The following is a 21660-nucleotide window of genomic DNA, read 5'->3' as shown; positions in this document are numbered from 1 at the left end:
ATTTGGGTAGATCATGGTCGAGAACCAACCACAGCCAGAACAAGAACCACAAGATAGCGTTGTGCCGAAAAAGCGCCGTATATTCAGAAGCATCTTATTGTCGGTGCTTTTTTCGCTGATTTTTCTGCTGTCTGTGTTGGCTCTACTGTTTTCGACCAATCAGGGCAGTAAATTTCTGCTGGATCAGGTGCTGGAACGCCAGCAAATTATTCAATATGAATATGAAGGCGGCAATTTATGGCGCGGAATTATTCTTAAAAATGTGCTGGTCAGCCTGAAACCAGTCGATGTCAAAATTGATCGTGCTGATGTCAAGCTGGGTTGGCGCGCGATTGTCAAAAAAGAAATTCATCTGACTGAAGCCGATGTCCTCAATCTGCAAATTATTAACAAGCGACCTTCAACGGGCGAACCGTTCAAGTTTAATGCTATCCGTTTGCCTTTTATCTTGCGCGTTGATCATCTATTACTCGATCATCTGGTGATTAAAACCCAGACCAATGCAGTCGATTTCTATAATATTGAACTAAATGAGGCACTCTGGTCTGGTACCGAATTAAATTTTGAAGATTCCCGTATGGACATGGGCTATCTGTCGGTACGTGAAGCCACGGGTAAAATGCAGTTTGAAGGCAAATATCCTCTAGATGCCACAGGCATCGTCAATCTGCCTTCTTTAAGAGACAGCTTGAATATTCATGATATTCAGGTGCGGGCACGCGGAACACTGGACACGATTCAGGCTGGCGTAGCGACCAATACACCTGATTTATTAACGGGTTGGGTTATCGTGCATCCGATGCGTCCTCAGGTACCGATGCGCGGCGAGTTGAAGTTCAAGGATTATCACTGGCCTATTCTGGCCGAACAGAAACTGTTTACCAAAGACGGTATTGCCGAGTTTAATGGCGATATCAAGCGTCTGAACCTGAACGTCCAGACTGACCTGATTGGGGAAAATATTCCACAAGGTCAGTATAGTGCGGTGATGTATACCGATCTGGTCAATCAGCTGAATATTACCGATCTGAATGGTCAGTTAATGAAAGGTGCAGTTAGCCTTGCCGGGACAGTAGGCTGGAAAGACCGGGTTAGCTGGGATCTTGCTGGGCGTTTGAACGGGATTGATCCTAAACATGAGCGCATTCCGCAAGTCGTACAAGATTTCTTGCCGCCAAGTCTGGATGCGAATATTGCTTCTGCGGGTAACCTGGAAAATGGCTTGCACCTTACCGGACTGGTTGATTTTGATCGCTATGAAAGCTGGAATCTGAAGTTGGATCAAAACCCGGTCAAAGGCAATAAAGTACAACCAATGCTGCTGGATGTTGCCTGGAAAAATATTGATCGCGCCGTACCTTATGTGGGCTGGCTCAGCAGTCAGTCTGGCGATGTCAAATTGGCATTGGTCGAAGGCCGACAGAATATTCATGTGGCCACTAAAGTCGAGCAGCATGAAGAAGGACTTCTACCTGCAGGCATGTACCAAGCCAAGCTCAATCTGAACAAGAATATCCTGAATGTGCCGAGCTTTAATTACAGCGCCAATGCAGCAGGCAGCTTAAGCGGCAATGCACGGATTGAACTGCCACAGGAAAAACGTCAGTTAAAATGGACCGCGGTATTAAATGCCAAAAATTTGAATACTCAAAGTATTGCCGCAGCTTCACCGGTAGATCGTTTGAATGGCCAAGTTAAAGCCAATGGTTATGCGCAACCGAATCAGCAGATTATTAAACTCAATAATGTCGACCTGACCGGACGACTGGCGGAGCAAAATGAAACTGTACGTTTGACCGGAAACAGCACCATTGCCTTGTTATTCCATAATGAAAAAGCGGGCGGCGGTTTTAAAGGTTATGCGGTCAATTATGATGGTGCTTTAAATGCCAGCCAGCTTAAAGCCAGTCAGGGTATGCTGAAACTGCGCGTTTCAGGCACCCCAGAAATGTTGAAGATAAATGAATTTCGTCATGATGGTGTGGCTGGCAAGATTAATGCCAGCGGTCTGGTCAATCTGGCGAATGGCATTGGCTGGGATATCAATGCATCCTTAATCCGCTTTAAGCCGCAATATTTTAATGCAAAACTCAAAGGCGAATTGTCAGGCAATGTGCAAACCCAAGGCGTTTGGTCAGATGCTTTAAAACGCATTCAGATTCAACGCTTGAACCTGGCAGGTATGCTGAATAATAAACCGGTACGTGGTACAGGTAATTTATCGGTCATCATTAATTCGAACCAGCGCGGTTTTGTACCACAGCAGTTTGAAGCCAATAACTTGTTCCTGTCTTATGCCAGCAACCAGATTCAGGCGACCGGTAATGCACAAAATCTCCAACTGAAAGTCAATGCGCCGGCTCTGTTTGAATTGTATCCAGGCTTAAGAGGTCGTGCGCAGGGCTATATCAATATGCAGGCACAGCCACGATTGCAGGCTTCAGCCAACCTGTCTATCGACAATTTTGCCTTTAAAAACCTGTTTAGCGTGCAGAAAGTTCGTGTTCGTGGACAGTTGCCAACATCGCAAAGCACACCAACTTTATTGACTGCAACGATGGATCGCCTGCGTAGTGGTTCACGCGAGATTGTACGCGGTGAGATATCATTGGCCGGTACCCGTGCTGCGCACATTCTCAAAGTGCAGGCAGAAAACCGCCTGTCAAAATTCTTTGTGCAGCTCGCCGGTGGCTTTAATGCCCAAAATAACTGGCTGGGTCAGATTCAAAAAGGTGATTTCGACTCTTTACGTGCCCGTCTGGTGCAACGTCAAAATGCAGCAGTGATTTATAACACTGCTCAATCGGATCTGTTTGTTGGTGCTCATTGCTGGATGAGTCAGCAAAGCCAGTTGTGTTTTGATCAGCCGATTAGGGTCAACAAAACCCGTGGCAGTGCCTCTTTTATTACCCAAAACCTTGATCTGGAAGATTTCAGTGCATTCCTGCCTGATGGATTGGCGTTGACAGGTAAAGTTAATGGTTATGCCAAGGCTGCCTGGGCACAAGGTGCCAAACCTAAAATTGACGCGCGTCTGGTGACGCGTAATGGTGTGGTAGGTCTATCTTCTGAAGATCCAGATTATTTGGGTTCTACCCTTAAATATGATGAAGTCGGGTTGGTCGCAAAAAGCGTGACAGATGGCTTGCAACTTCGTCTGGACGTTAAAACACCGGATATTGGTACCGGCTATGCCAATGTCATCATTGATCCATATCGTGACAGTAAACCGATGCGTGGCGAAATTGCCTTTAACCAGGTACAGCTCAAGGTCTTTAAGCCATTTATTCAGGACATTCGTAATCTGGACGGGATATTATCTTATGCCGGAAAAATTAGCGGAACTTTAACAGATCCTTTGCTTGAAGGTGAGGTTCGGGTTAAAGATGCTTCGATTAGCATGATCTCCTTGCCGGTGAATCTGACCAATGTACAACTGTATTCATCCATACGTCAGAATTCTGCCAGTATCAATGGCGCATTTAACAGTGGTCGTGGTGTGGGTAAATTAACCGGATCGGTCGACTGGAAAGGTGATCCGCGAGTGCAGTTAAAACTGCAAGGTGATAATCTGCTGATTCGTCAGGCCCCATTAATTACCGCTGTAGTGACACCTGATTTGACTTTGGACATGTATCCATTTAATAAAAAACTGAGTCTGAGTGGCACAGTCGATGTACCGCGTGCGCTGATTTCAATGCCTGAAGCCTCAGAACCTGTAGTCGGTTTATCTTCAGATGTACGTGTCGTACATGAAGGTGATGATCAGCTGGCGATCTTGAAGTCGGCACGTCCTTGGGATATCCGGGCAGATGTCGCTGTTTATTTAGGGAATCAGGTCATCTTCCAGGGCTTTGACAGTCGTATTCCACTCTTGGGTCGAGTCAATCTGTCACAGCGTGGTCTGGAAACCGCAATGCGTGCCAATGGTGCAATTGGGGTATCACAACGAGTGAAAATCGAAGCCTATGGCCAAAGTCTGGACCTGAATCGTGCTATCGCCCGTTTTAATGGTGAACTTACCAATCCGACACTGGACATTGATGCTAATAAATCGGTTCAGGGTAGTACGGTCGGGGTACGGGTAACAGGGACGGCATCGAGTCCAAGTATTCAGATTTATAATGATGCGGGCTTGTCAGAACAGGAAGCCTTGAATGCCTTGATTACCGGTCGTGTTAATGAGGGTGTATCTGGTTTAAGCCAGGCTGAAGGATTTAGATCCGATGTGAATAATACGATCGCTGCTGCGGGGATTAGTCTGGGCTTGGGTAGCACCCGCGCACTGACCAACCAGATCGGGCGCAGTTTTGGCTTAACTGGTCTAGCTCTGGATGCTCAAGGTACAGGAGATGATACCCAGGTTTCTGTGACTGGTTATATTACGCCTGATTTATATCTTCGCTATGGGGTCGGGGTATTCACACCAGTGAATAAGCTGACTTTACGTTATCAGGTAAATCAGCGACTGTATCTGGAAGCGAGTCAGTCTTTAGAGCGTGCGATTGACTTGTTCTATAACTGGCGATTCTAATCCGAATAAAAAAGCCCTAAGTTTAGGGCTTTTTTAATTTGAGACAGCACACAGATTTTATTGGCTATAAAGTAGATTGATATATTAGTCCGCAGAAGCATTGATCTCTAAATTCAATCCCTATACATATATGACAATAGAGTTACGAGTAGAGAAAGAATTTAGGATGAGACTTCAGGATGAAGAAAACTGATCATCGTATAATTCAGCTATCACATATAGAAAATCAATTAAAATATGCAATAACAGACTGAAAATCAATAAACCCATAATAAAAATAGGTGTATATTGAAAATACGATTTCACGCATAAGAGCATCTTCGCATGTCGACTAAATTTATCATCCGTTTTGCTGCGATTCTATTTTCTGTACTTATTTTGACTGCATTCGTCATTCAATTTTTCTTTAAATCGGATGTAACCGTAGTTCTATGGATTTTCGCTGTACCTTTCATTTTGGGCATTCCAATTTTGGCTTCTGTTGTATTGACCACCAATGATGAACTTGATATTCATAGCGTTAATTAGGCTTGAACCTTAAACTGGCGCATTTAAAGTGCATCTGATCTTTACTGATAGAGCAGCCGACATTTGCACTTTGTTCAATAAAACAGACCTTATTTTAAAGCAATGCAGGTCAGTTAAGCATGCATCAGAAAATGTAGTAAAAATGAGTGTATGTTTACGCTCATTTTTTATCAGCTTACTCCAGAATTTAGATTTAACTCTCAAATCATCATAATTTACATAAACTCTAAGAAATAAGGGAATATTCTTATCATTATTCATTCAAAATAGGTCTTCATCATAAAACTCATTATTTTAGAGAAAACAGAATGCCTAAAAATAATTATCTACCAGCTCTAGAACAAGTTTATGACTTTTTAAAGGAACGACCAGGTTTTAAGGATAAAAGTGAATTTGATAAAGCGGTAGAATATTTTAGAACTCTACATGAAAGTGATCCTCTGGATTTCAGAGTTCAAGCACCGAATACTGTCGCTGGAAAATTTGGGGCTAAAGAGACTATAAATTTAGGGTCTATGCCAGAATTCAGTAATAAGGAAAATTTCCTTAACTGGATAGATACGCAAATTAACCACTAGTTGAAGGACTTTAAGCAAACTCAGCATGCGGCAGGTTTTCATTTATTATTCATACATTCATTAACATGTAGTACAGAAAACAATCGAAACTGAGTTGGAAAACTACAAATTTGAATGATAACTTTATATTCAAATCTTCCCAGTAAAGAGGTGAGCAATGAAGTTGTTGACTTTGGTTGGTATGGGAGTAGCAGCGAGTTATTGTTATAAAACTATGAAAAATGGCAAGCTTGCTCTTTCAAAACCTGACTTTGATGAAAGTGTAAAACGATTTGTACTGCAAGAATTTGCAGCTTAGTTCTTCACGATATATTTTCCAAAAAGGCTCATCGGAAGATGGGCTTTTTTATTTTCTAAAAATTTATAATTCTAATATTCAGATTAAAAGCAGTTTAATTATAGCCATCATGTTATAAACCTACCTCGTGATCTATTTTAAATAATTAAATGAGAGCTAATGGATGATGAAGATGGAAATGAATGGTGCGAGCTTATATATTCTGAAGCCTTGAGAATATATAAACCAACAAAATACAACACAGTCAACAAACTGAGATTCTTTGCCCTGATTTTAGAATTATTCGCAGAAATGCAGCATGAGGATGCAATGATTCAAGTAAAGACTGTGAATGTGAAACTTAAATTGAGATCTAAAAATTACATTTTTTGGGTGTTTGAAATGCCTGATTTTCAGGATAAGACGTTATTTTTAACTTATATGTCTAGTAAATTAAGTCAGCTATAAAGTGTCGTTGAAAGCTAAAATCGCCAATTACTTCAACAAGTATAGTTATTTTTTATAAAACTATAATTTTTTTATATGTTAATGGTGTATTTATATATTTTTATCAATAGCTTACTTATTCTCTAATCGTTGCTCACTTTGACAACATACCTGAATCGGCGCAAAAGTGATAAAGGGAAAGGCCCATCGAAAGGTGGGCTTTTTTAATATGTACAGCTTATTGAACGAAAAGTAACTTAAAGCAAATGTAAGAGAACAGTTTATTAATACTCCCTATACTTTATTGATAAATTCACAGTGCTATAGTCATTTTGCGAAAACAAGAAGACGCAAATAATACGAAGAAAATGACTACAGCACTAGCCCGCTTATTTGAAAGAGTAAGCGGGCTTTTTAATTGAAAAATTAATGTAATATTATGCTAATGTATAAATTATAAGTTTATATATAATTCATGAATAGATTCTATCACTGTAGTTTCTTTCCAATTTCAGCCTCCTTCCCTAAGGAGGCATTTTTTTGTCGATAGAAAAGTAATGTTCCAATGACTATTGTGTTTATTCAGTTACACAAATGATCATCGTTGACTCTTGAATGAATCTTTCAAATATTTGAGCATGATATTTTATTGGTTAAATAAGAGATGGATCGCCATGATAGATGAAGAAAAGCCTTTGAACTTTGACGACGATAGTGAACCTCAGGATTTCGAAGATGAAGAATTTATCGATGATAAGAAAGAGGATGAAATGTACAATGCTATTACCAAAGATGGGTCAAGTGTTGATCCTGCGGATGATGGGACGCGTCATATTCGCCCTGAAGACGGTGATCCTATAGAAATTGAAGAGTAATAAAAAGCCCAATTCAATATTGGGCTTTTATCGTCTGGTGGATGAGAATGAAAATACAATATTTCCCATTTAGAATTGGGCGGATTGATCAAAATCCCCATCTAGAAAATTTAAATAGTCATTGAAATGATTTTTTTCACTTAATAAAAAAGCCCCCATGAATGAGAGCTTTTATGTCAACTCAATCTAGCAGAATAGTCTAAGCTAATATTTGAAATGACATCCAATTAATCTTTAAAAGTATCATTTAACGCAGTTTGAACTGCTTCAACCCGTGCCTTGCAAGCTTTATAGGCGGTCATGGATTCTTCCACGATTTTCATCAAGTTATCAATATCCGGTTCTTGCTGAGATTCGAGCAATTCCGCATTCTTTTTCAAGATGTCATAGCCTTGTTGGAAGCTCAAAGTATCATGATTCATGAGGAAGTACCTGTATAAGTTGTGCTGAAAAAATGCCGTCATGTAATTCGACTTCAACCAGATCGCTGGACTGAATCTGTTGAATAGAGGCAACCACATGTTCTTGCTGGCGCACGATGGCATAACCCTTGGATAAAACATGTTTAGGATTTTGTAGTAGCGTTTCCCGCATCAGGGCATCAAGCTGCTGATTAATCAGCTGGGTATGCTGCTGGGCCAGACTGGTAGTATTGGCCTTGATCTGTTGCAGACGTTGCAGCGCATCCATAATCTGGTTGTTGGCCAGACTTTGAATCAGTTTCAAAAATTGATCATTCTGATTTTGATAAGCTTGAATCTGTTGCTGGGATAAACGCTGAATGCGCTGTAGATAATTCAGAATATCCTGGGTCAGTTCAAAGATATGATTGCGGATTCCGGCAATGGCTTTACTCGGAGTATCAAAGGAGCGATGCGCAATCTCATCCAGAATGGTACGGTCTTTTTCATGCCCGATGCCGACCCAGACCGGTACCGAACGTTTACAGAGCAGGGCAGCCAGATCATAATCATTCAAATAAGCCAGATCATTGACTGCGCCACCACCTCGTATAATCACAATCAGATCCGGTGCGGTATTATAAGTCTGTGCCCATTGTTTGAGCGCTTGTGCCAGACTGTACATAATACTTTGCGGGGCGGTATTTCCCTGAAAAGTCGCACTGTGATAGATAAACTCACACACCTGCGCACGCTGCAGTGCATCGGCATCTTTTTTAAAATCTCCCAGGCCTGCTGCATTTTCGGGAGCAATCACCAGAATCCGGTTCAGGTCAAAAGGGCTGGGCAAGTTTCTATTGCGCTGAATCAGTCCTTCAGTCGTCAACCGCTCAACAATCTGCTGATAACGCCGGGCAATATCTCCCAGAGTATAGCCTGAGTCAATTTCAACGATATTTAAAGAAAAACCATACTGCGGATCGAAATTAGCTTTGACTTTAATCAGCACTTTCAAATCACGACTCAGCTCAATTCCGCTTTCACGTTCAAACTGCGTGACAATTTTCTGGGCACTGAATTTCCAGATAGTCGCTCGGCAACTGGCGATGACCTGATCACTGTCGGCTTCTTTTTCTGCCAGCTCCAGATAATAATGGCCGGCTTTAATACTTAGATTACGAATCTCGGCTTTAACCCATACCGGTGTATCGAAAGTGAGTTTGACCACTTCCTGAACTGTAGCAAGATATTCCCTGAGGGAGAGTTGAGGATCGTCTGTCATGCCAATAGAAAGTTTAAAATTCAATCAAATATTAAATCAATCCAGCACATATCACAAATCTAAAAGTGAAGTCATATTTGAGTTATGTAATGACAATGCAATGCTATTGAAATGCATAATCACTTAGTTCAGGCGATTTATCCGGAATTTTCGTATTTTGTAGAGGTTCTTCTCTTCTGTTTATCTTGTTTATTGAAAAATTTATAGCGTTGAAGTCCTTAATTCACAAAGGTCTTATTTTCATTTTTTAATGAAAAAGTACGGTTAAAAATGTACACAGACTTGTGTCTGGCAAGAACAAGGAAATATGCTAAATTGGTGAAGAATTATTGAAGAAGAATAGGCTCTCATGAAAAAAACAATGCTGTTCGGTTTGCTGGCTGTTGCTCTAAGTGGATGTACCACCACGCCGCAATCTGAGACGGAAGCTCCGAAAATAGGTTCAGCGAATCCTGCAAGCGCTTATTGTGTCAATCAGGGTGGCAAGCTTGAAATTCGTACTGAAAGCAATGGTCAGGTCGGATATTGCCATTTAAAGAATGGTCAGGTGGTCGAGGAGTGGGAATTATTGCACATGAATCAACCTAAATGTATTGCTGATCAGGCAGCGGCATTGGTCGGTCAGTCCAATTTGACTGAAGCGCAAATCAAGCAGAAAACCAAGGCACAAATTGTACGTATGGTCGAACCGGGTCAAGCGGTAACTATGGATTATCGTGAAGAAAGAGTGACTGTAACGGTGGATCCTACAAGCAAAAAGATTATCCAGGCTTCATGTGGTTAATTACACAAAATGAAAAAGCCCATTAGTGGGCTTTTTTAATTCCATACAACTCGCATTTTGAAATGACAAATCTTCCCCGATCTTTTATATTGCCCCTCGGAAGGAGAAATTCATGAAAAAGTTATTGGCTTTATCGTTTATGCTGGCGCTGGCCGGTTGTGCCGAGAAGAAACCCTTAACCCCTGAAGAGCAGTGGCAAGGTTATTGTCGAAGCGTCGGTAATGCGGCGCGTACCATTATGCTGGATCGTCAGAATGCGATTGAGAAAGAGAAAGCGATTGAGCATGCCAACAAGATCGACGACGAAACCACCAAAGGTTTTATCCTGAATATTATTGATGAAGTCTATGCAATTCCAGCCGACGAGATTAAGGGAGATGTAAAAGCAGCCCGTGAAAAAATCCGTGCTGAATTTACGGCAAAGTGTATTGCCACGCCGCATGATGAATTACCAGATTATAAACCGTTCTAAGGAACGGTTTTTTTATATCGGGATAAATGATCCCGTCAATATTACCAATGAAGCGTATCTAAATAGAAACATATTCAAAAGAATAAACCCTAAAAATAGCCTAAGCAAAACGTACACTTTGTGACAATTTCTAAATCTAAAATATAGAAATACTTATCTTTATATTGAATAATGAATCTAACTCCAATTAACCGAGGAGTAGCACAATATGGAAGTCGTAAGATATTTACATCATTCTGATTTACTTTTGAAAGATGAAAATGGTGTGGTCATTATTGGCGGTAGTCGTTATGTACTCAGCGTTGGTGACAAAGTGGTTTTAAAGAAGATGCTAGAACAAGATAAAAAGCTTTATCAGGTCGATATTTCCTTTGCCAGCAATAATCACAGTATCACCTATGAAGATGAATGCGTGGTGAAATTCAAAGGCTGCCGAGACTCGTATCAGCAGTATTTAAACTCGACCACTGTACACTAAGGTGGAGTATCTTTTTAACTTCAAATCAGGCAACATCAGGGTTGCCTTTTTTATGCATTAAATTCAGTTAAAAGGGGCTATTCATGGGCTTGTTTTACGTGGTGTAAGCTAGAACTGATTATGGAATAATCATTAAGAGCATCATTTAGTTATAAAATAACGAGCATCACGAAGAAACACTTGAGTTGCATTAACTTTTAACTGGAAATTTAGTAAAATTTCGGAGTCCACATTATTTATGAAGCTTGGAATAAGCAGGAATTCATAAGTAATTTTTTAAAAAAGAGGAATAACACTGTGCTAGAAGCTTACCGCCAACACGTTGAAGAACGTGCCGCACTCGGAGTCCCACCGAAGCCACTTGACGATGCCCAAACAGCTGCATTAGTTGAACTACTAAAAAACCCGCCAGCTGGTGAAGAAGCATACTTGGTAGATTTGCTTGAAAACCGTGTACCAGCAGGTGTTGACCAAGCTGCATATGTAAAAGCTGCGTTCTTAGCTGCATTGGCAAAAGGTGAAGCAACCTCTCCACTCGTTTCTAAAGAACGTGCTGTTTACTTACTAGGTACTATGCTTGGTGGTTATAACGTTGCGCCTTTAGTTGAACTTTTAGACAATGCCGAGCTTGCTGAACTTGCAGCTGAAGCATTGAAAAAAACACTTCTTGTATTTGATGCATTCCACGACGTTGCTGACAAAGCAAAAGCGGGTAACGCAAATGCACAAGCTGTAATGCAATCTTGGGCTGATGCTGAATGGTTCACTAGCCGTAAAGATGTACCAGAAGAAATCAAGCTTACAGTTTTCAAAGTAACTGGCGAAACTAACACTGACGACTTGTCACCTGCACAAGACGCATGGAGCCGTCCAGACATTCCGCTACACGCGAATGCAATGCTTAAAAACGTACGTGATGGTATCAACCCGGAAGTTCCTGGTGAAGTTGGTCCATTAAACCAAATTAAAGAATTGATCGCGAAAGGCAACCAGGTTGCTTACGTGGGTGACGTAGTTGGTACAGGTTCTTCTCGTAAGTCTGCAACTAACTCTGTACTTTGGTTCTTTGGTGACGAAATTGCGCACATCCCGAACAAAAAAGACGGTGGTTACTGCCTAGGTTCTAAAATTGCGCCGATTTTCTTCAACACCATGGAAGATGCGGGTGCATTACCGATCGAGATCGATGTTGCTAACATGAACATGGGCGACGAAATCGTTCTTAAGATCGATCACGCTGCTGCTAAAGTAACTGCGTTCAAAGACGGCGCGCAAATTGCTGAAGCTGACCTTAAAACTCCAGTACTTCTAGACGAAGTTCGTGCTGGCGGTCGTATTAACCTGATCGTTGGTCGTGGTTTGACAACTAAAGCACGTGAAGCTTTAGGTCTTCCTGCGTCTACATTGTTCCGTACTCCGGTTCAACCTGCTGCAACTGGCAAAGGTTTCACTCAAGCACAGAAGATGGTTGGTCGCGCTTGTGGTCTTCCTGAAGGTCAAGGTGTACTTCCAGGTACTTACTGTGAACCTAAGATGACGACTGTTGGTTCGCAAGATACAACAGGTCCGATGACTCGTGACGAATTGAAAGACTTGGCTTGCCTAGGTTTCTCTGCTGACCTAGTTATGCAATCTTTCTGTCATACAGCTGCTTATCCAAAACCAGTTGACGTTCAAATGCAACACTCACTTCCTGATTTCATCATGAACCGTGGTGGTGTTTCTCTACGTCCAGGTGACGGTATTATCCACTCTTGGTTAAACCGTATGCTTCTTCCAGATACAGTGGGTACTGGTGGTGACTCGCATACTCGTTTCCCAATTGGTATTTCATTCCCAGCGGGTTCTGGTCTGGTAGCGTTCGCTGCAGCAACTGGTGTTATGCCACTTGATATGCCTGAATCTGTACTTGTGAAGTTCAAAGGTAAAATGCAGCCTGGTATCACGCTTCGTGACCTTGTACATGCAATTCCTTACTACGCAATTAAGGAAGGCGACTTAACTGTAGAGAAGAAAGGTAAGAAAAACATCTTCTCTGGCCGTATCCTTGAGATCGACTTGACAGAAATGGAAACTGACCTGACTGTTGAGCAAGCGTTCGAACTTTCTGATGCTTCTGCTGAACGTTCTGCTGCTGGTTGTTCTATCACGCTTTCTGAAGAGAAAGTTGCTGAATACCTTCGTTCAAACATCACCATGTTGAAGTGGATGATTTCTGAAGGTTATGGCGATGCGCGTACTATGGCTCGTCGTGTTGAGAACATGGAAAAATGGTTGGCTAACCCAAGCCTGATCAAAGCGGATGCTGATGCTGAATACACCAAAGTGTATGAAATCGATCTTGCAGACATCAAAGAACCTATTCTTTGCTGCCCGAACGATCCAGATGATGCGAAACTTCTTTCTGATGTTCAAGGCGCGAAAATTGACGAAGTATTCGTTGGTTCTTGTATGACTAACATCGGTCACTTCCGTGCAACTGGTAAGTTACTTGAGAAAGTTCCTGGTGGTGCGTTGTCAACTCGTTTGTGGATTGCTCCACCGACGCGTATGGACGAACATCAGTTGATGGAAGAAGGTTTCTATAACATTTATGGTAAAGCTGGCGCGCGTACTGAAATGCCAGGTTGTTCATTATGTATGGGTAACCAGGCACGTGTAGCGCCGAACACGACTTGTGTATCGACTTCTACGCGTAACTTCCCGAACCGTCTAGGTCAAGGTGCTAACGTTTACTTGGCTTCTGCTGAACTTGCTTCTGTTGCTGCTGTATTGGGTAAATTACCTTCTCCAGAAGAATATCAACAGTACGCAGCTCAAATTGACAGCATGTCAGCTGACATCTATCAATACTTAAGCTTCGACAAGATGAGCGAATATACTGACGCTGCTAAAGACGTTGATACTAAGAAAATTGCTGCTGCTCAGTTAACTTAATGAGCTAGGACTAGGAAAAGCCGAAAGGCTTTTCCCTAGCGCAAGAGCAAATCTATGATTTGCTTTGTTAATTAAGCAATAAGCGGTATAAGATAAGGGCTGAGTAATCAGCCCTTATTTTTTTTATATGAATAATCAGACTTGCTATATGTGTGATAATTTGGCGACAACACAAGAACACGTGCCACCAAAATGCTTATTTCCAGAAAAGAAGGACTTAAAAGATATTAGCCTAGATTTAAGGAAAGCCCTAATCAAGGTACCTTCATGCGTGGATCATAATTGTAAGAAGTCAGGTGATGATGAATATCTGTTTAATGTTTTGTCAATGACGATTCAAACGGGTAAATATGGACTTTTAAATTTTGAAAGTAAGGTAATGCGTTCTTGGACCAGAAAGGATCGAATTTCTAAACTAAAAGAAAAATTACTATCGACAGCTAGAACAGTAAAAATAAAAGATCCAGAGTCAGAAGATATTTTTGAGGCTTTAGAGTTAACAATAGATAGAGATAGATTAAAAGAAGTTTTAAAATGTTGTGCTCTAGGACTTTATTATTATGAATTTGGAAAGAAATATAAGGGGTCAATACACTCAACTCCTCTATTCTCACCAATCCTTGATAAAAATTGGATAGAACAACAAAGTCAAATGGAGGATTATTATTCTAATAAATTTAAGAATATTAAAAGAAAGGGCGATAATCCTGAGATTTTCCAATATGCATTTTATCAAGACACTTTTAATAATATGCTGGTAGTACAAATGTGGTTTTATGAAGAATGTAAAGTAATATCATTTTTCAGATAGTCATATATTAAAAAACTTCTGTAAATTACATATTTATTAAATATATTATTTAATTCAAACATTAAAAATTATTGAAAGTTGACGTAAAATGCCCAAACAATCCCGATTCCTCTGTATTGGTGGTTTCCTCAACGGAACGCAGGTCAAAGACCAAGGTGAAAATTTTACTTGTGTCGAAAATGCCAAACAAGTGACTTATCACAAACGTGAAATCTTCCATCCAGATGCTTGGGATCATGACTATTATGTTTGTGAAACCACGACTGAGAAACAAGCCCGAAATTGGGTGTATGACATTGAGTCAAAATAATATTTAATTCGATAAAGAAAGACATGGGTTGGCATTATCGTCAGTCCATTTTTATATCCGTTTTAAAATATTGAGACAATAAAAAGCCCCATGGTTAGGGGCTAGTCGTATATAGGTCAAGCCCATATGCTGTAAGAGGCTCATCTCAAACTGCGTGTATTAGAACACAGCAGCCCGCAAATAACTATCTAAATCTGATTTAAACAGCCAATTGCTGTTCAATCACCGGCCATAAATTCTGATGCGACTTTTTAAACATCAGCATATGACCAATGGTTTTATAGGCATAACTTTTAGGTCTAAGTTCAATTATCTGGGTTTTTGCGTTTGGATATAAACGCAGTAAATCTTTCACGTTGGCTTCCGTGGCAATTTCATCATCCGATGACCAGATTGAGGTAATCGGGCAGGTGACTTGAGCATGATAATCATGGGATGGTGCAATATTTTTACCAATCGCGTTGATTACATAACCCGGTTTACTACAGAACTGCGCCCATTCGCGAGCTACATCTTTCGGCAGGTTTTCACCCATACCAATCGCTTGAGTCGGGCCATAGCCTTTAGTGATGCGTGCCAGTGGGAAAATAACATTAAACATCACTGGCGCAAGTAACTTGGTTTTACCTTTGAGTCCTTTGATATGTCCGGTTGAGCAAGACACGGCCACGACTTTTGCGACTTTATGATGATTTGGCACGATGCCTAAAAGCTGACCTCCGGCGCTATGTCCAAGTAAAGTCACCTTTTCTGTATTGGTACGTGCTAATAATGCATCGATCGCGGCCGGAATATCCAGTTGACCCCATTGCACAATACTGGCTTTTGAGTTTCTCAACGGGCCATGTAGTGAATCACCAATCCCCCGGAAATCAAAGACCATAACGGCATAGCCTTGAGCTTGTAACCAGACACAGAATTGATGATAAAACTGTTTGGTAATGCCAGTTGCCGGACAGACTAATACTGGAAGTTTGTCAGTTTCAGAAATAGCTGCATAAAAACGTGCACTTAAGGGATAGCCATCTTGGCACTGGAGAGTCAATGTTTCAAATTCAGACATACGATACACTATGATTTTTATAATCCCATGAAGCTTTTACTGTATAGATTTTTAGCAGGGTAGCTTGGGGAAAACATGACTTAAAAGTCAGTAAAATAATAGACATGGAATAAACTTATGCAGCTAATAGAACTTGAGCTGGCCGTTAAAACTGCCATTATTTTTAGTGGGATATTCTTGTGGATCGGGATGTTTACCGGCGTCTGGAAATACTGGCAGATCCGTCAATCACCTCAGTCACGCGCACATTATTATGTCGATATTGCCCATCGTAGCAGCCTGCTTTATGCACCCGCAACTTTAATTCTGGCAGTATTAGCCTATTGTTCAGTGTGGCCGAGTATGGTGAATCTGATTTGCGTACTAGTCAATATTCTGTTTTTTAGCTTCTCGATTGCCGCTTATATGCTACATGGTTTTCTGCAAGACACGACGAATCAGTTTAAACAACCGCATCAGCTGGGTAAGTTTCATTTGCCAGGAAGTTTGATGACTTTAGCCATGCTGGGTTTAATTATCGCAGAATTGGGCGGGACGGGGATCTTGCTCTATGGAGCATTTATCGGATTATTTTAATGTTCTTTTTATAGTTATTCTGAAAGGATGCTGGAATTCTTGAAAGTTAAAACACTTTTTTCACCAGATGGATGACTGGCCAAATCATCCATCTGGGCTAATTAAAAATTTGTTTATCGGTATTTCTGGTCTATGGCAGCCCATAGGAAAAACGCAGCTGAGACAATCAGTGCATAGCCGAAGTATTCAAGTTTTAAATTACCTTGAATTAAGCAATGGACGGTTAAAGTCAGCATGAGTGCAAAAGTGGTGCATATAAATGTCACCAGATTGGTGTTGTTGGCTTTAAGAGCGTCAATGAAGACTTGCTTGTTGAAATGTAATGATAACATCTCCATCCCTCCCATTTATTTATGTTATTGAAGATTAAAGCAGATTTAATCAGTCAGAATTGAATATATAGTTGTACTGTTTAATTTGGACCTTTGCAACTGCTGTGGCAGGCTTTTACAGTCAAAATGGCCATCTTTAGTCGTATAACTACATAATCACTTGATTAGGCAAGAATTATATTTTCAGATTTCACCTCCAGCTAATTTTGGAAATAAGATGTAGTCATCATTTGATTAATGCGACCAGATAGAAAATGCAAATTCTACGCCAAAGATATGTAGTGTTAATCAATACTTTGTAAGCCTGCGTATGACTCGGAGGGGGACTTGGTTTAAGTTGGCAACAATAGGTATCTAAAATCAGGAAATTAAAGTTTTGTTTATATTTATATAAAAAATAAAATAATTAAAGTGCAATTCTATACATCATATTTTATAGAAAATCTTAGTATCAAGATTTACAGCGGTGATTTGATGTCATTATTAAGAAACAATAAATGTCCGTTTGGGTAAAACCTGACAATTATTGATCACGCTCAAACCGGATTTTGGGTAAAAATACGATTTTTCAGACATCCTAGAAGTTTTAGTTTCTAATACGGTCAATCACAGCTGTAATCAGCAATACAATCATGGACGGGATAAACCAGGCCAGATTCTGATCTGATAGAGGTAAATTTTGCAGGAATGCAGGCAATTCAAAACCAGCGACTTTTAATCCGTCAAAAATACCAAAGATCAAGGCCACCAGGGTCACTGGCGCAATCACATGAGATGGTTTCTTGAAGAAGTTTGCACAGAAGCTCAGCATAATGACGCTAATGGCAGGCGGATAAATCGCACTTAAGACTGGAACCGAAACAGCGATCAGTTTGGTTAAACCCAGATTTGAAATCACCAGTGAGAAGCCCACCAGAATAAATACAAAGATCTTGTACGGAATTTTGGTCAAGCTGGAAAAATACTCAGCGCAGGCACAGGTCAGACCAATTGCAGTCACCATACAGGCAATAAAAATCATGCCGGACAGGAAGTAAGCACCCATATCGCCAAAAGCATGTTGTACATATGCATGCAGGATAATGGCACCATTGGCTGCATTTGGTGCAATCTCATGGCTACCCAGTCCAAGTTTAAACAGACTTAAATACACCAGAGTTAAACCAATACCAGAGATAATGCCGGCATTGACCGCATATTTGGTAATCAGTTTTTTATCGGTTACGCCACGTGAAGTAATGGCTTTGACAATCACAATACCGAAAACTAAAGCGCCTAAAGTATCCATGGTTAAATAACCATTTACGAAGCCTTCAGTCACTGGACTGGTAACGTAATTATCGATCGCTGCAGGCGGATTGCTGGCAGGGATCATCACGGCTGCTACACCCAAAATTATCAAAGAAATAATTTTAAGTGGTGACAGGAAATAGCCGACGGTATCCAGAATCTTGTTTGGATATAAAGATACGATGGTCACCACAGCAAAATAGATGATGCTGTAAATGAGCAGGCTGCCAGATTCACTGCCAAAGTAAGATGAAAAACCGATTTCATAAGAAACGGTTGCGGTACGCGGCGTCGCAAATAAAGGGCCAACAGCTAAGTAACAGATTACAGTCAGCAAGATGCTGGCTGCTTTGCCCAGAGGCGAGCTTAGTGCCTGAATGGAGCCTTCAACGCGAGACAACGCAATAATGGTAATCACGGGTAAGCCGACTGCTGTAATAAGGAAACCTAAAGCAGCGAGCCATACGTGTTCACCGGCTTGTTGAGCCACAATCGGTGGGAAGATAATGTTGCCCGCACCAATAAACAGTGCAAAGGTCATAAAACCTAGGGCGACAATATCCCGGGTACGCAGACTTGTCATAAAGGGAGATCAATAGAACAAAAGAAAGCGATTTTAGTGTATATGTCCAATTTTTTGGAGTTTATTTTAAGGCTGGAAGCCTTGATTCTAGTGAGTTTGCGAATCATATAACCAGTCATTCAAATCTTGGTAGAAATATATGTTTGATAAATCGCTGAAAAATATATTTTTCCTTATAAGCTCAATAAATATCTGCACTTACTATCAAAATATGTCAGTTATTGTTTGTACAAATAAGCAGCAGTGAAAAGTCCTATTTCAAGGAAAATTGCTGTACTGAAACTCAACAACTGCGACATATTTCGCAAAAAAGGGATTATAATTCAGGGATTCATAGTGAGGATAGGTATATGCGCGCTCCAGCGATTAGTCTTAAAACTGAGCAAGATGTTGAAAAACTGCGGATATCTGGGCGTTTGGCTGCAGAAGTTTTAGCGATGATCGGGGAGCATGTCAAGCCAGGTGTCACGACTGAATATCTGGATGATCTCTGTCATGATTTTATTGTAAATACATTAAAGGTGACGCCAGCCAATATTGGCTATTATGGCTATACCAAAACCACCTGTATTTCACCGAATGAAGTGGTTTGTCACGGCATTCCATCATCAAAAGTTGTTCTGCAGGATGGCGATATTATCAATATTGATGTTGCCATTTTTAAAGACGGTTATTTCGGTGATACTAGCCGGATGTACTATGTTGGAACCCCATCTCCAGAAGCCAAGCGATTGGTCAATACCACTTATGAAGCTATGGTGGCCGGGATTCATGCGGTGAAGCCGGGCGCGACCTTGGGTGATATTGGTTATGCGATTCAAACGGTCGCACAGCGTGAAGGCTATTCCATTGTGCGTGAATATTGCGGTCATGGCATCGGCAAGGTCTATCACGAACAGCCAAACATTCTGCATTATGGCCAGCCAGGACAGGGCATTAAACTGGTTCCAGGCATGGTGTTTACTATTGAGCCGATGGTGAATATGGGCAAAGCCCGCGTCAAAGAGCTGAAAGATGGCTGGACCGTAGTTACTACAGATAAATCATGGTCTGCACAATGGGAACATATGGTCTATGTTACTGAAACCGGGTTTGAAGTGTTGTCGCCTTGGCCTGAAGGCACAGGTGAGTATCCGGAAATTTAAAATATTGATTGAATGATCTTTATTCAGATAATCCACTTACATAAATTACAACTCACTCGTGCTTGTTGACGAAAAAATACAAAACACTACATTAAACAGTGGTTTAGGATTTTATATCTGATTAAACTAAGAGTCAGATACATAGGTTCCCTTTTTTTCGCTTACTATGCTGTAGTGAAAGTTTCTCTAGCTCATTTTTCCCCAAGAATGAGCTATTTTTTTTGTCTAGTTTTTCTCAAAAGTACTTCATTTAGCGCCGATTTAATTCAGCGACCAGATAATCAATAAAGACCCTTACTGCAGGTAATAAGCCGCGACGTGAAGGATAAACCACATGGAAAATACCATGTGGTGCTTTCCAGTCAGGAAGCACCCGAACCAGTTCACCACTTGCCACGTACTGCTCGACCACGTTATCTGGCAACAAAGTGACGCCTGAGCCTGACGCGGCCAGTTGTGCCAGCATATTTAGGTCAGAACCCATGACGGTGGGACTGACACGGATTTTTTTCTGTTCCTGCTGTTCATTTTGTAAGGTCAGAAACTGTTCGGTATGGTCTTCGGCCATACTCAGGATTTTATGCTCAGCCAGTTGCTCAGGGTTTTTCAGTTCACCAAATTCGTTTAAATAACCCTGACTGGCGAATAAGTGCTGCTCAATTTTTTCAAACTGGCGAATCACCAGATTCGGATCATCATCCAGGCTGGAACGGACACGTAAGGCCAGATCAAAGCCTTCATTGATAATATCGACCCGTCGATTGGTGATCATCATCTGGACTTTAATTTCAGGATATTTTTTCAAAAAATCCGGCAGAATTTTTGCCAGTTCGTTTTGGGCAATAGAGACGGGCAAGCTGACTTTAATAGTTCCGCGCGGTTCGGTACTCAGGTGGTCCACCAGATCATGCGCCGCCTGTGCAGCACTCAGCATAACTTGGGCATGCCGGTAAATATTCATGCCGATATCGGTGACGGCAAAATGACGAGAACTGCGCTGAATCAGACGTACACCCAGACGCTCTTCCAGATTAAACACCCGACGGCTGAGTTTGGATTTGGGAATATCGGTTGCACGTTCGGCTGCACTAAAGCCGCCATGTTCCACCACCTGAGCGAAACAGTAAAAGTCATCCAGATCAGACAGCATGGTTTAATTCCATCCTTGCAACGATAAGCTGATTAAAAATTGATTGTTGCATACTGTCAATCAGAGAATGCAGCATATAAAAAAAATTTAATTCCCGGATTTCAGTAAACCTAGCAGTGTTTGCATGCCATCGGTCGCGTTTTGGGGGATTTTGTAAAACTGTGCAGGCAAATGCTGCTGCTCGGCTTTCGGGTCGATGTAATAGGCCGGACATTTCGCAGGAATCTCATGAATTAACCCGGCAACTGGATAAACTTGAAGGCTGGTGCCAATCACCACGAAAATATCGGCATCCTGTACACAGTCTTGAGCTTCTTCATACGCGGGTACGGCTTCGCCAAACCAGACCACATGAGGACGCAGCGGATAGCCTGCCTTACAAAAGTGTTGATTTAAATCTAATTCAGAGCCTTCAATTGGATAAAACTCGGTTGTGCTTTGTGCATCGGGGCCTGAGCTTTTGGCCAGGCGAATATTGCCATGTAAATGGATCACCTTGGAGCTGCCGGCACGTTCATGCAAGTCATCAATATTCTGGGTGATTACATGCACATCAAAGTTATCTTCAAGATTGGCGATCAGCTGATGGGCTGCATTTGGCTGTGCTTCCAGAATGTTTTTACGGCGGGCATTATAAAAGCGTTGTACCAGTTGTGGGTTTTTGGCCCAGGCTTCGGGTGTGGCGACTTCTTCTATACGATGCTGTTCCCAAAGTCCATCACTGTCACGAAAAGTATTAATGCCACTTTCGGCGCTCATGCCTGCACCGGAAAAGACCACCAGCTTTTTCATTATTCTGTCTCCTGA

Annotated in this window: 21 protein-coding genes; 14 read left to right on the top strand and 7 right to left on the bottom strand. The window is 41.3% G+C overall.

Going from position 1 to position 21660, the window contains the following annotated elements:
- The first annotated feature begins 13 nt into the window (after positions 1 to 13).
- From FTV42_RS03040 to FTV42_RS03015, 6 genes are all read left to right on the top strand, one after another.
- On the top strand, positions 14 to 4534 hold the full coding sequence (locus tag FTV42_RS03040) for a translocation/assembly module TamB domain-containing protein (RefSeq protein ID WP_180037352.1): 4521 nt from the start codon (positions 14 to 16) through the stop codon (positions 4532 to 4534).
- A 324-nt stretch (positions 4535 to 4858) separates the two neighbouring features.
- Complete coding sequence (locus FTV42_RS03035) at positions 4859 to 5062, top strand: hypothetical protein (protein ID WP_044108887.1); 204 nt, start codon at positions 4859 to 4861, stop codon at positions 5060 to 5062.
- Between the two features lie 308 nt (positions 5063 to 5370).
- Positions 5371 to 5640 (top strand): hypothetical protein, encoded by a 270-nt coding sequence (locus tag FTV42_RS03030; protein ID WP_005263238.1) that lies wholly within the window; start codon positions 5371 to 5373, stop codon positions 5638 to 5640.
- A gap of 157 nt (positions 5641 to 5797) precedes the next feature.
- Entirely contained in the window at positions 5798 to 5938 is a 141-nt protein-coding gene (locus tag FTV42_RS03025; RefSeq protein ID WP_004645377.1) for a hypothetical protein, read from the top strand.
- Positions 5939 to 6097: 159 nt separating this feature from the next.
- Entirely contained in the window at positions 6098 to 6385 is a 288-nt protein-coding gene (locus FTV42_RS03020; RefSeq protein ID WP_005252118.1) for a hypothetical protein, read from the top strand.
- A gap of 653 nt (positions 6386 to 7038) precedes the next feature.
- Positions 7039 to 7239: a hypothetical protein gene (locus tag FTV42_RS03015; protein WP_180037351.1), complete on the top strand. Its 201-nt coding sequence runs from the start codon at positions 7039 to 7041 to the stop codon at positions 7237 to 7239.
- 227 nt (positions 7240 to 7466) lie between these two features.
- On the opposite strand, the gene xseB is transcribed toward FTV42_RS03015, so the two are convergent.
- Complete coding sequence (gene xseB, locus FTV42_RS03010; RefSeq protein WP_005103445.1) at positions 7467 to 7661, bottom strand: exodeoxyribonuclease VII small subunit; 195 nt, start codon at positions 7659 to 7661, stop codon at positions 7467 to 7469.
- Positions 7651 to 8922 carry an exodeoxyribonuclease VII large subunit gene (gene xseA / locus FTV42_RS03005; RefSeq protein WP_180037350.1) on the bottom strand — a complete coding sequence of 424 codons (1272 nt, stop codon included), beginning with the start codon at positions 8920 to 8922 and terminating at the stop codon, positions 7651 to 7653. The genes xseB and xseA overlap by 11 nt, the downstream gene beginning before the upstream one ends.
- Positions 8923 to 9271: 349 nt before the next feature.
- Here xseA and FTV42_RS03000 point away from each other — a divergent pair, with 349 nt between their 5' ends.
- From FTV42_RS03000 to FTV42_RS02975, 6 genes are all read left to right on the top strand, one after another.
- Positions 9272 to 9706 (top strand): I78 family peptidase inhibitor, encoded by a 435-nt coding sequence (locus FTV42_RS03000; protein WP_180037349.1) that lies wholly within the window; start codon positions 9272 to 9274, stop codon positions 9704 to 9706.
- Positions 9707 to 9818: 112 nt separating this feature from the next.
- Positions 9819 to 10178, top strand: coding sequence for a hypothetical protein (locus FTV42_RS02995; protein ID WP_180037348.1), 360 nt, complete (start codon positions 9819 to 9821; stop codon positions 10176 to 10178).
- Between the two features lie 208 nt (positions 10179 to 10386).
- Entirely contained in the window at positions 10387 to 10656 is a 270-nt protein-coding gene (locus tag FTV42_RS02990; RefSeq protein WP_180037347.1) for a hypothetical protein, read from the top strand.
- Between the two features lie 297 nt (positions 10657 to 10953).
- Positions 10954 to 13593, top strand: coding sequence for a bifunctional aconitate hydratase 2/2-methylisocitrate dehydratase (locus FTV42_RS02985; protein WP_180037346.1), 2640 nt, complete (start codon positions 10954 to 10956; stop codon positions 13591 to 13593).
- 160 nt (positions 13594 to 13753) lie between these two features.
- Positions 13754 to 14404 carry a hypothetical protein gene (locus tag FTV42_RS02980; protein WP_257223389.1) on the top strand — a complete coding sequence of 217 codons (651 nt, stop codon included), beginning with the start codon at positions 13754 to 13756 and terminating at the stop codon, positions 14402 to 14404.
- 88 nt (positions 14405 to 14492) lie between these two features.
- Positions 14493 to 14714, top strand: coding sequence for a hypothetical protein (locus FTV42_RS02975; protein ID WP_180037344.1), 222 nt, complete (start codon positions 14493 to 14495; stop codon positions 14712 to 14714).
- A gap of 199 nt (positions 14715 to 14913) precedes the next feature.
- On the opposite strand, the gene FTV42_RS02970 is transcribed toward FTV42_RS02975, so the two are convergent.
- Positions 14914 to 15777 (bottom strand): alpha/beta fold hydrolase, encoded by an 864-nt coding sequence (locus FTV42_RS02970; protein WP_180037343.1) that lies wholly within the window; start codon positions 15775 to 15777, stop codon positions 14914 to 14916.
- Between the two features lie 117 nt (positions 15778 to 15894).
- Here FTV42_RS02970 and FTV42_RS02965 point away from each other — a divergent pair, with 117 nt between their 5' ends.
- Entirely contained in the window at positions 15895 to 16353 is a 459-nt protein-coding gene (locus tag FTV42_RS02965) for a hypothetical protein (RefSeq protein ID WP_180037342.1), read from the top strand.
- 113 nt (positions 16354 to 16466) lie between these two features.
- On the opposite strand, the gene FTV42_RS02960 is transcribed toward FTV42_RS02965, so the two are convergent.
- Positions 16467 to 16685, bottom strand: coding sequence for a hypothetical protein (locus tag FTV42_RS02960; RefSeq protein ID WP_004645284.1), 219 nt, complete (start codon positions 16683 to 16685; stop codon positions 16467 to 16469).
- A 586-nt stretch (positions 16686 to 17271) separates the two neighbouring features.
- Complete coding sequence (brnQ, locus tag FTV42_RS02955; RefSeq protein WP_180037341.1) at positions 17272 to 18558, bottom strand: branched-chain amino acid transport system II carrier protein; 1287 nt, start codon at positions 18556 to 18558, stop codon at positions 17272 to 17274.
- 350 nt (positions 18559 to 18908) lie between these two features.
- On the opposite strand from brnQ, the gene map reads away from it, so the two are divergent.
- Positions 18909 to 19703 carry a type I methionyl aminopeptidase gene (map, locus tag FTV42_RS02950; protein WP_180037340.1) on the top strand — a complete coding sequence of 265 codons (795 nt, stop codon included), beginning with the start codon at positions 18909 to 18911 and terminating at the stop codon, positions 19701 to 19703.
- 250 nt (positions 19704 to 19953) lie between these two features.
- Here the strand turns inward: map and FTV42_RS02945 are convergent, their stop codons facing one another.
- Together FTV42_RS02945 and FTV42_RS02940 are read right to left on the bottom strand one after the other, a co-directional pair.
- Entirely contained in the window at positions 19954 to 20853 is a 900-nt protein-coding gene (locus FTV42_RS02945; RefSeq protein ID WP_004645280.1) for a LysR substrate-binding domain-containing protein, read from the bottom strand.
- An 87-nt stretch (positions 20854 to 20940) separates the two neighbouring features.
- The gene (locus FTV42_RS02940; protein WP_180037339.1) at positions 20941 to 21645 is read right to left on the bottom strand and encodes a Sir2 family NAD-dependent protein deacetylase; all 705 of its coding nucleotides are present in this window, start codon (positions 21643 to 21645) and stop codon (positions 20941 to 20943) included.
- Between the last annotated feature and the right edge of the window lie 15 nt (positions 21646 to 21660).

The sequence above is a fragment of the Acinetobacter sp. YH16052 genome (assembly GCF_013417155.1).
GTDB lineage: Bacteria > Pseudomonadota > Gammaproteobacteria > Pseudomonadales > Moraxellaceae > Acinetobacter.
This window is presented reverse-complemented; position numbering and strand designations above follow the sequence as displayed.

Bases quoted from the DNA above. Each gene is read 5' to 3' on its own strand.
- FTV42_RS03025 (WP_004645377.1), top strand. From the start codon at position 5,798: ATGAAGTTGTTGACTTTGGTTGGTATGGGAGTAGCAGCGAGTTATTGT.
- FTV42_RS02975 (WP_180037344.1), top strand. From the start codon at position 14,493: ATGCCCAAACAATCCCGATTCCTCTGTATTGGTGGTTTCCTCAACGGA.
- FTV42_RS02945 (WP_004645280.1), bottom strand. From the start codon at position 20,853: ATGCTGTCTGATCTGGATGACTTTTACTGTTTCGCTCAGGTGGTGGAA.
- FTV42_RS02995 (WP_180037348.1), top strand. From the start codon at position 9,819: ATGAAAAAGTTATTGGCTTTATCGTTTATGCTGGCGCTGGCCGGTTGT.
- FTV42_RS02940 (WP_180037339.1), bottom strand. From the start codon at position 21,645: ATGAAAAAGCTGGTGGTCTTTTCCGGTGCAGGCATGAGCGCCGAAAGT.
- FTV42_RS03000 (WP_180037349.1), top strand. From the start codon at position 9,272: ATGAAAAAAACAATGCTGTTCGGTTTGCTGGCTGTTGCTCTAAGTGGA.
- FTV42_RS03030 (WP_005263238.1), top strand. From the start codon at position 5,371: ATGCCTAAAAATAATTATCTACCAGCTCTAGAACAAGTTTATGACTTT.
- FTV42_RS02970 (WP_180037343.1), bottom strand. From the start codon at position 15,777: ATGTCTGAATTTGAAACATTGACTCTCCAGTGCCAAGATGGCTATCCC.
- FTV42_RS02960 (WP_004645284.1), bottom strand. From the start codon at position 16,685: ATGTTATCATTACATTTCAACAAGCAAGTCTTCATTGACGCTCTTAAA.
- xseA (WP_180037350.1), bottom strand. From the start codon at position 8,922: ATGACAGACGATCCTCAACTCTCCCTCAGGGAATATCTTGCTACAGTT.
- FTV42_RS03040 (WP_180037352.1), top strand. From the start codon at position 14: ATGGTCGAGAACCAACCACAGCCAGAACAAGAACCACAAGATAGCGTT.
- xseB (WP_005103445.1), bottom strand. From the start codon at position 7,661: ATGAATCATGATACTTTGAGCTTCCAACAAGGCTATGACATCTTGAAA.
- map (WP_180037340.1), top strand. From the start codon at position 18,909: ATGCGCGCTCCAGCGATTAGTCTTAAAACTGAGCAAGATGTTGAAAAA.
- FTV42_RS02965 (WP_180037342.1), top strand. From the start codon at position 15,895: ATGCAGCTAATAGAACTTGAGCTGGCCGTTAAAACTGCCATTATTTTT.
- FTV42_RS02990 (WP_180037347.1), top strand. From the start codon at position 10,387: ATGGAAGTCGTAAGATATTTACATCATTCTGATTTACTTTTGAAAGAT.
- FTV42_RS03035 (WP_044108887.1), top strand. From the start codon at position 4,859: ATGTCGACTAAATTTATCATCCGTTTTGCTGCGATTCTATTTTCTGTA.
- FTV42_RS03020 (WP_005252118.1), top strand. From the start codon at position 6,098: ATGGATGATGAAGATGGAAATGAATGGTGCGAGCTTATATATTCTGAA.
- brnQ (WP_180037341.1), bottom strand. From the start codon at position 18,558: ATGACAAGTCTGCGTACCCGGGATATTGTCGCCCTAGGTTTTATGACC.
- FTV42_RS03015 (WP_180037351.1), top strand. From the start codon at position 7,039: ATGATAGATGAAGAAAAGCCTTTGAACTTTGACGACGATAGTGAACCT.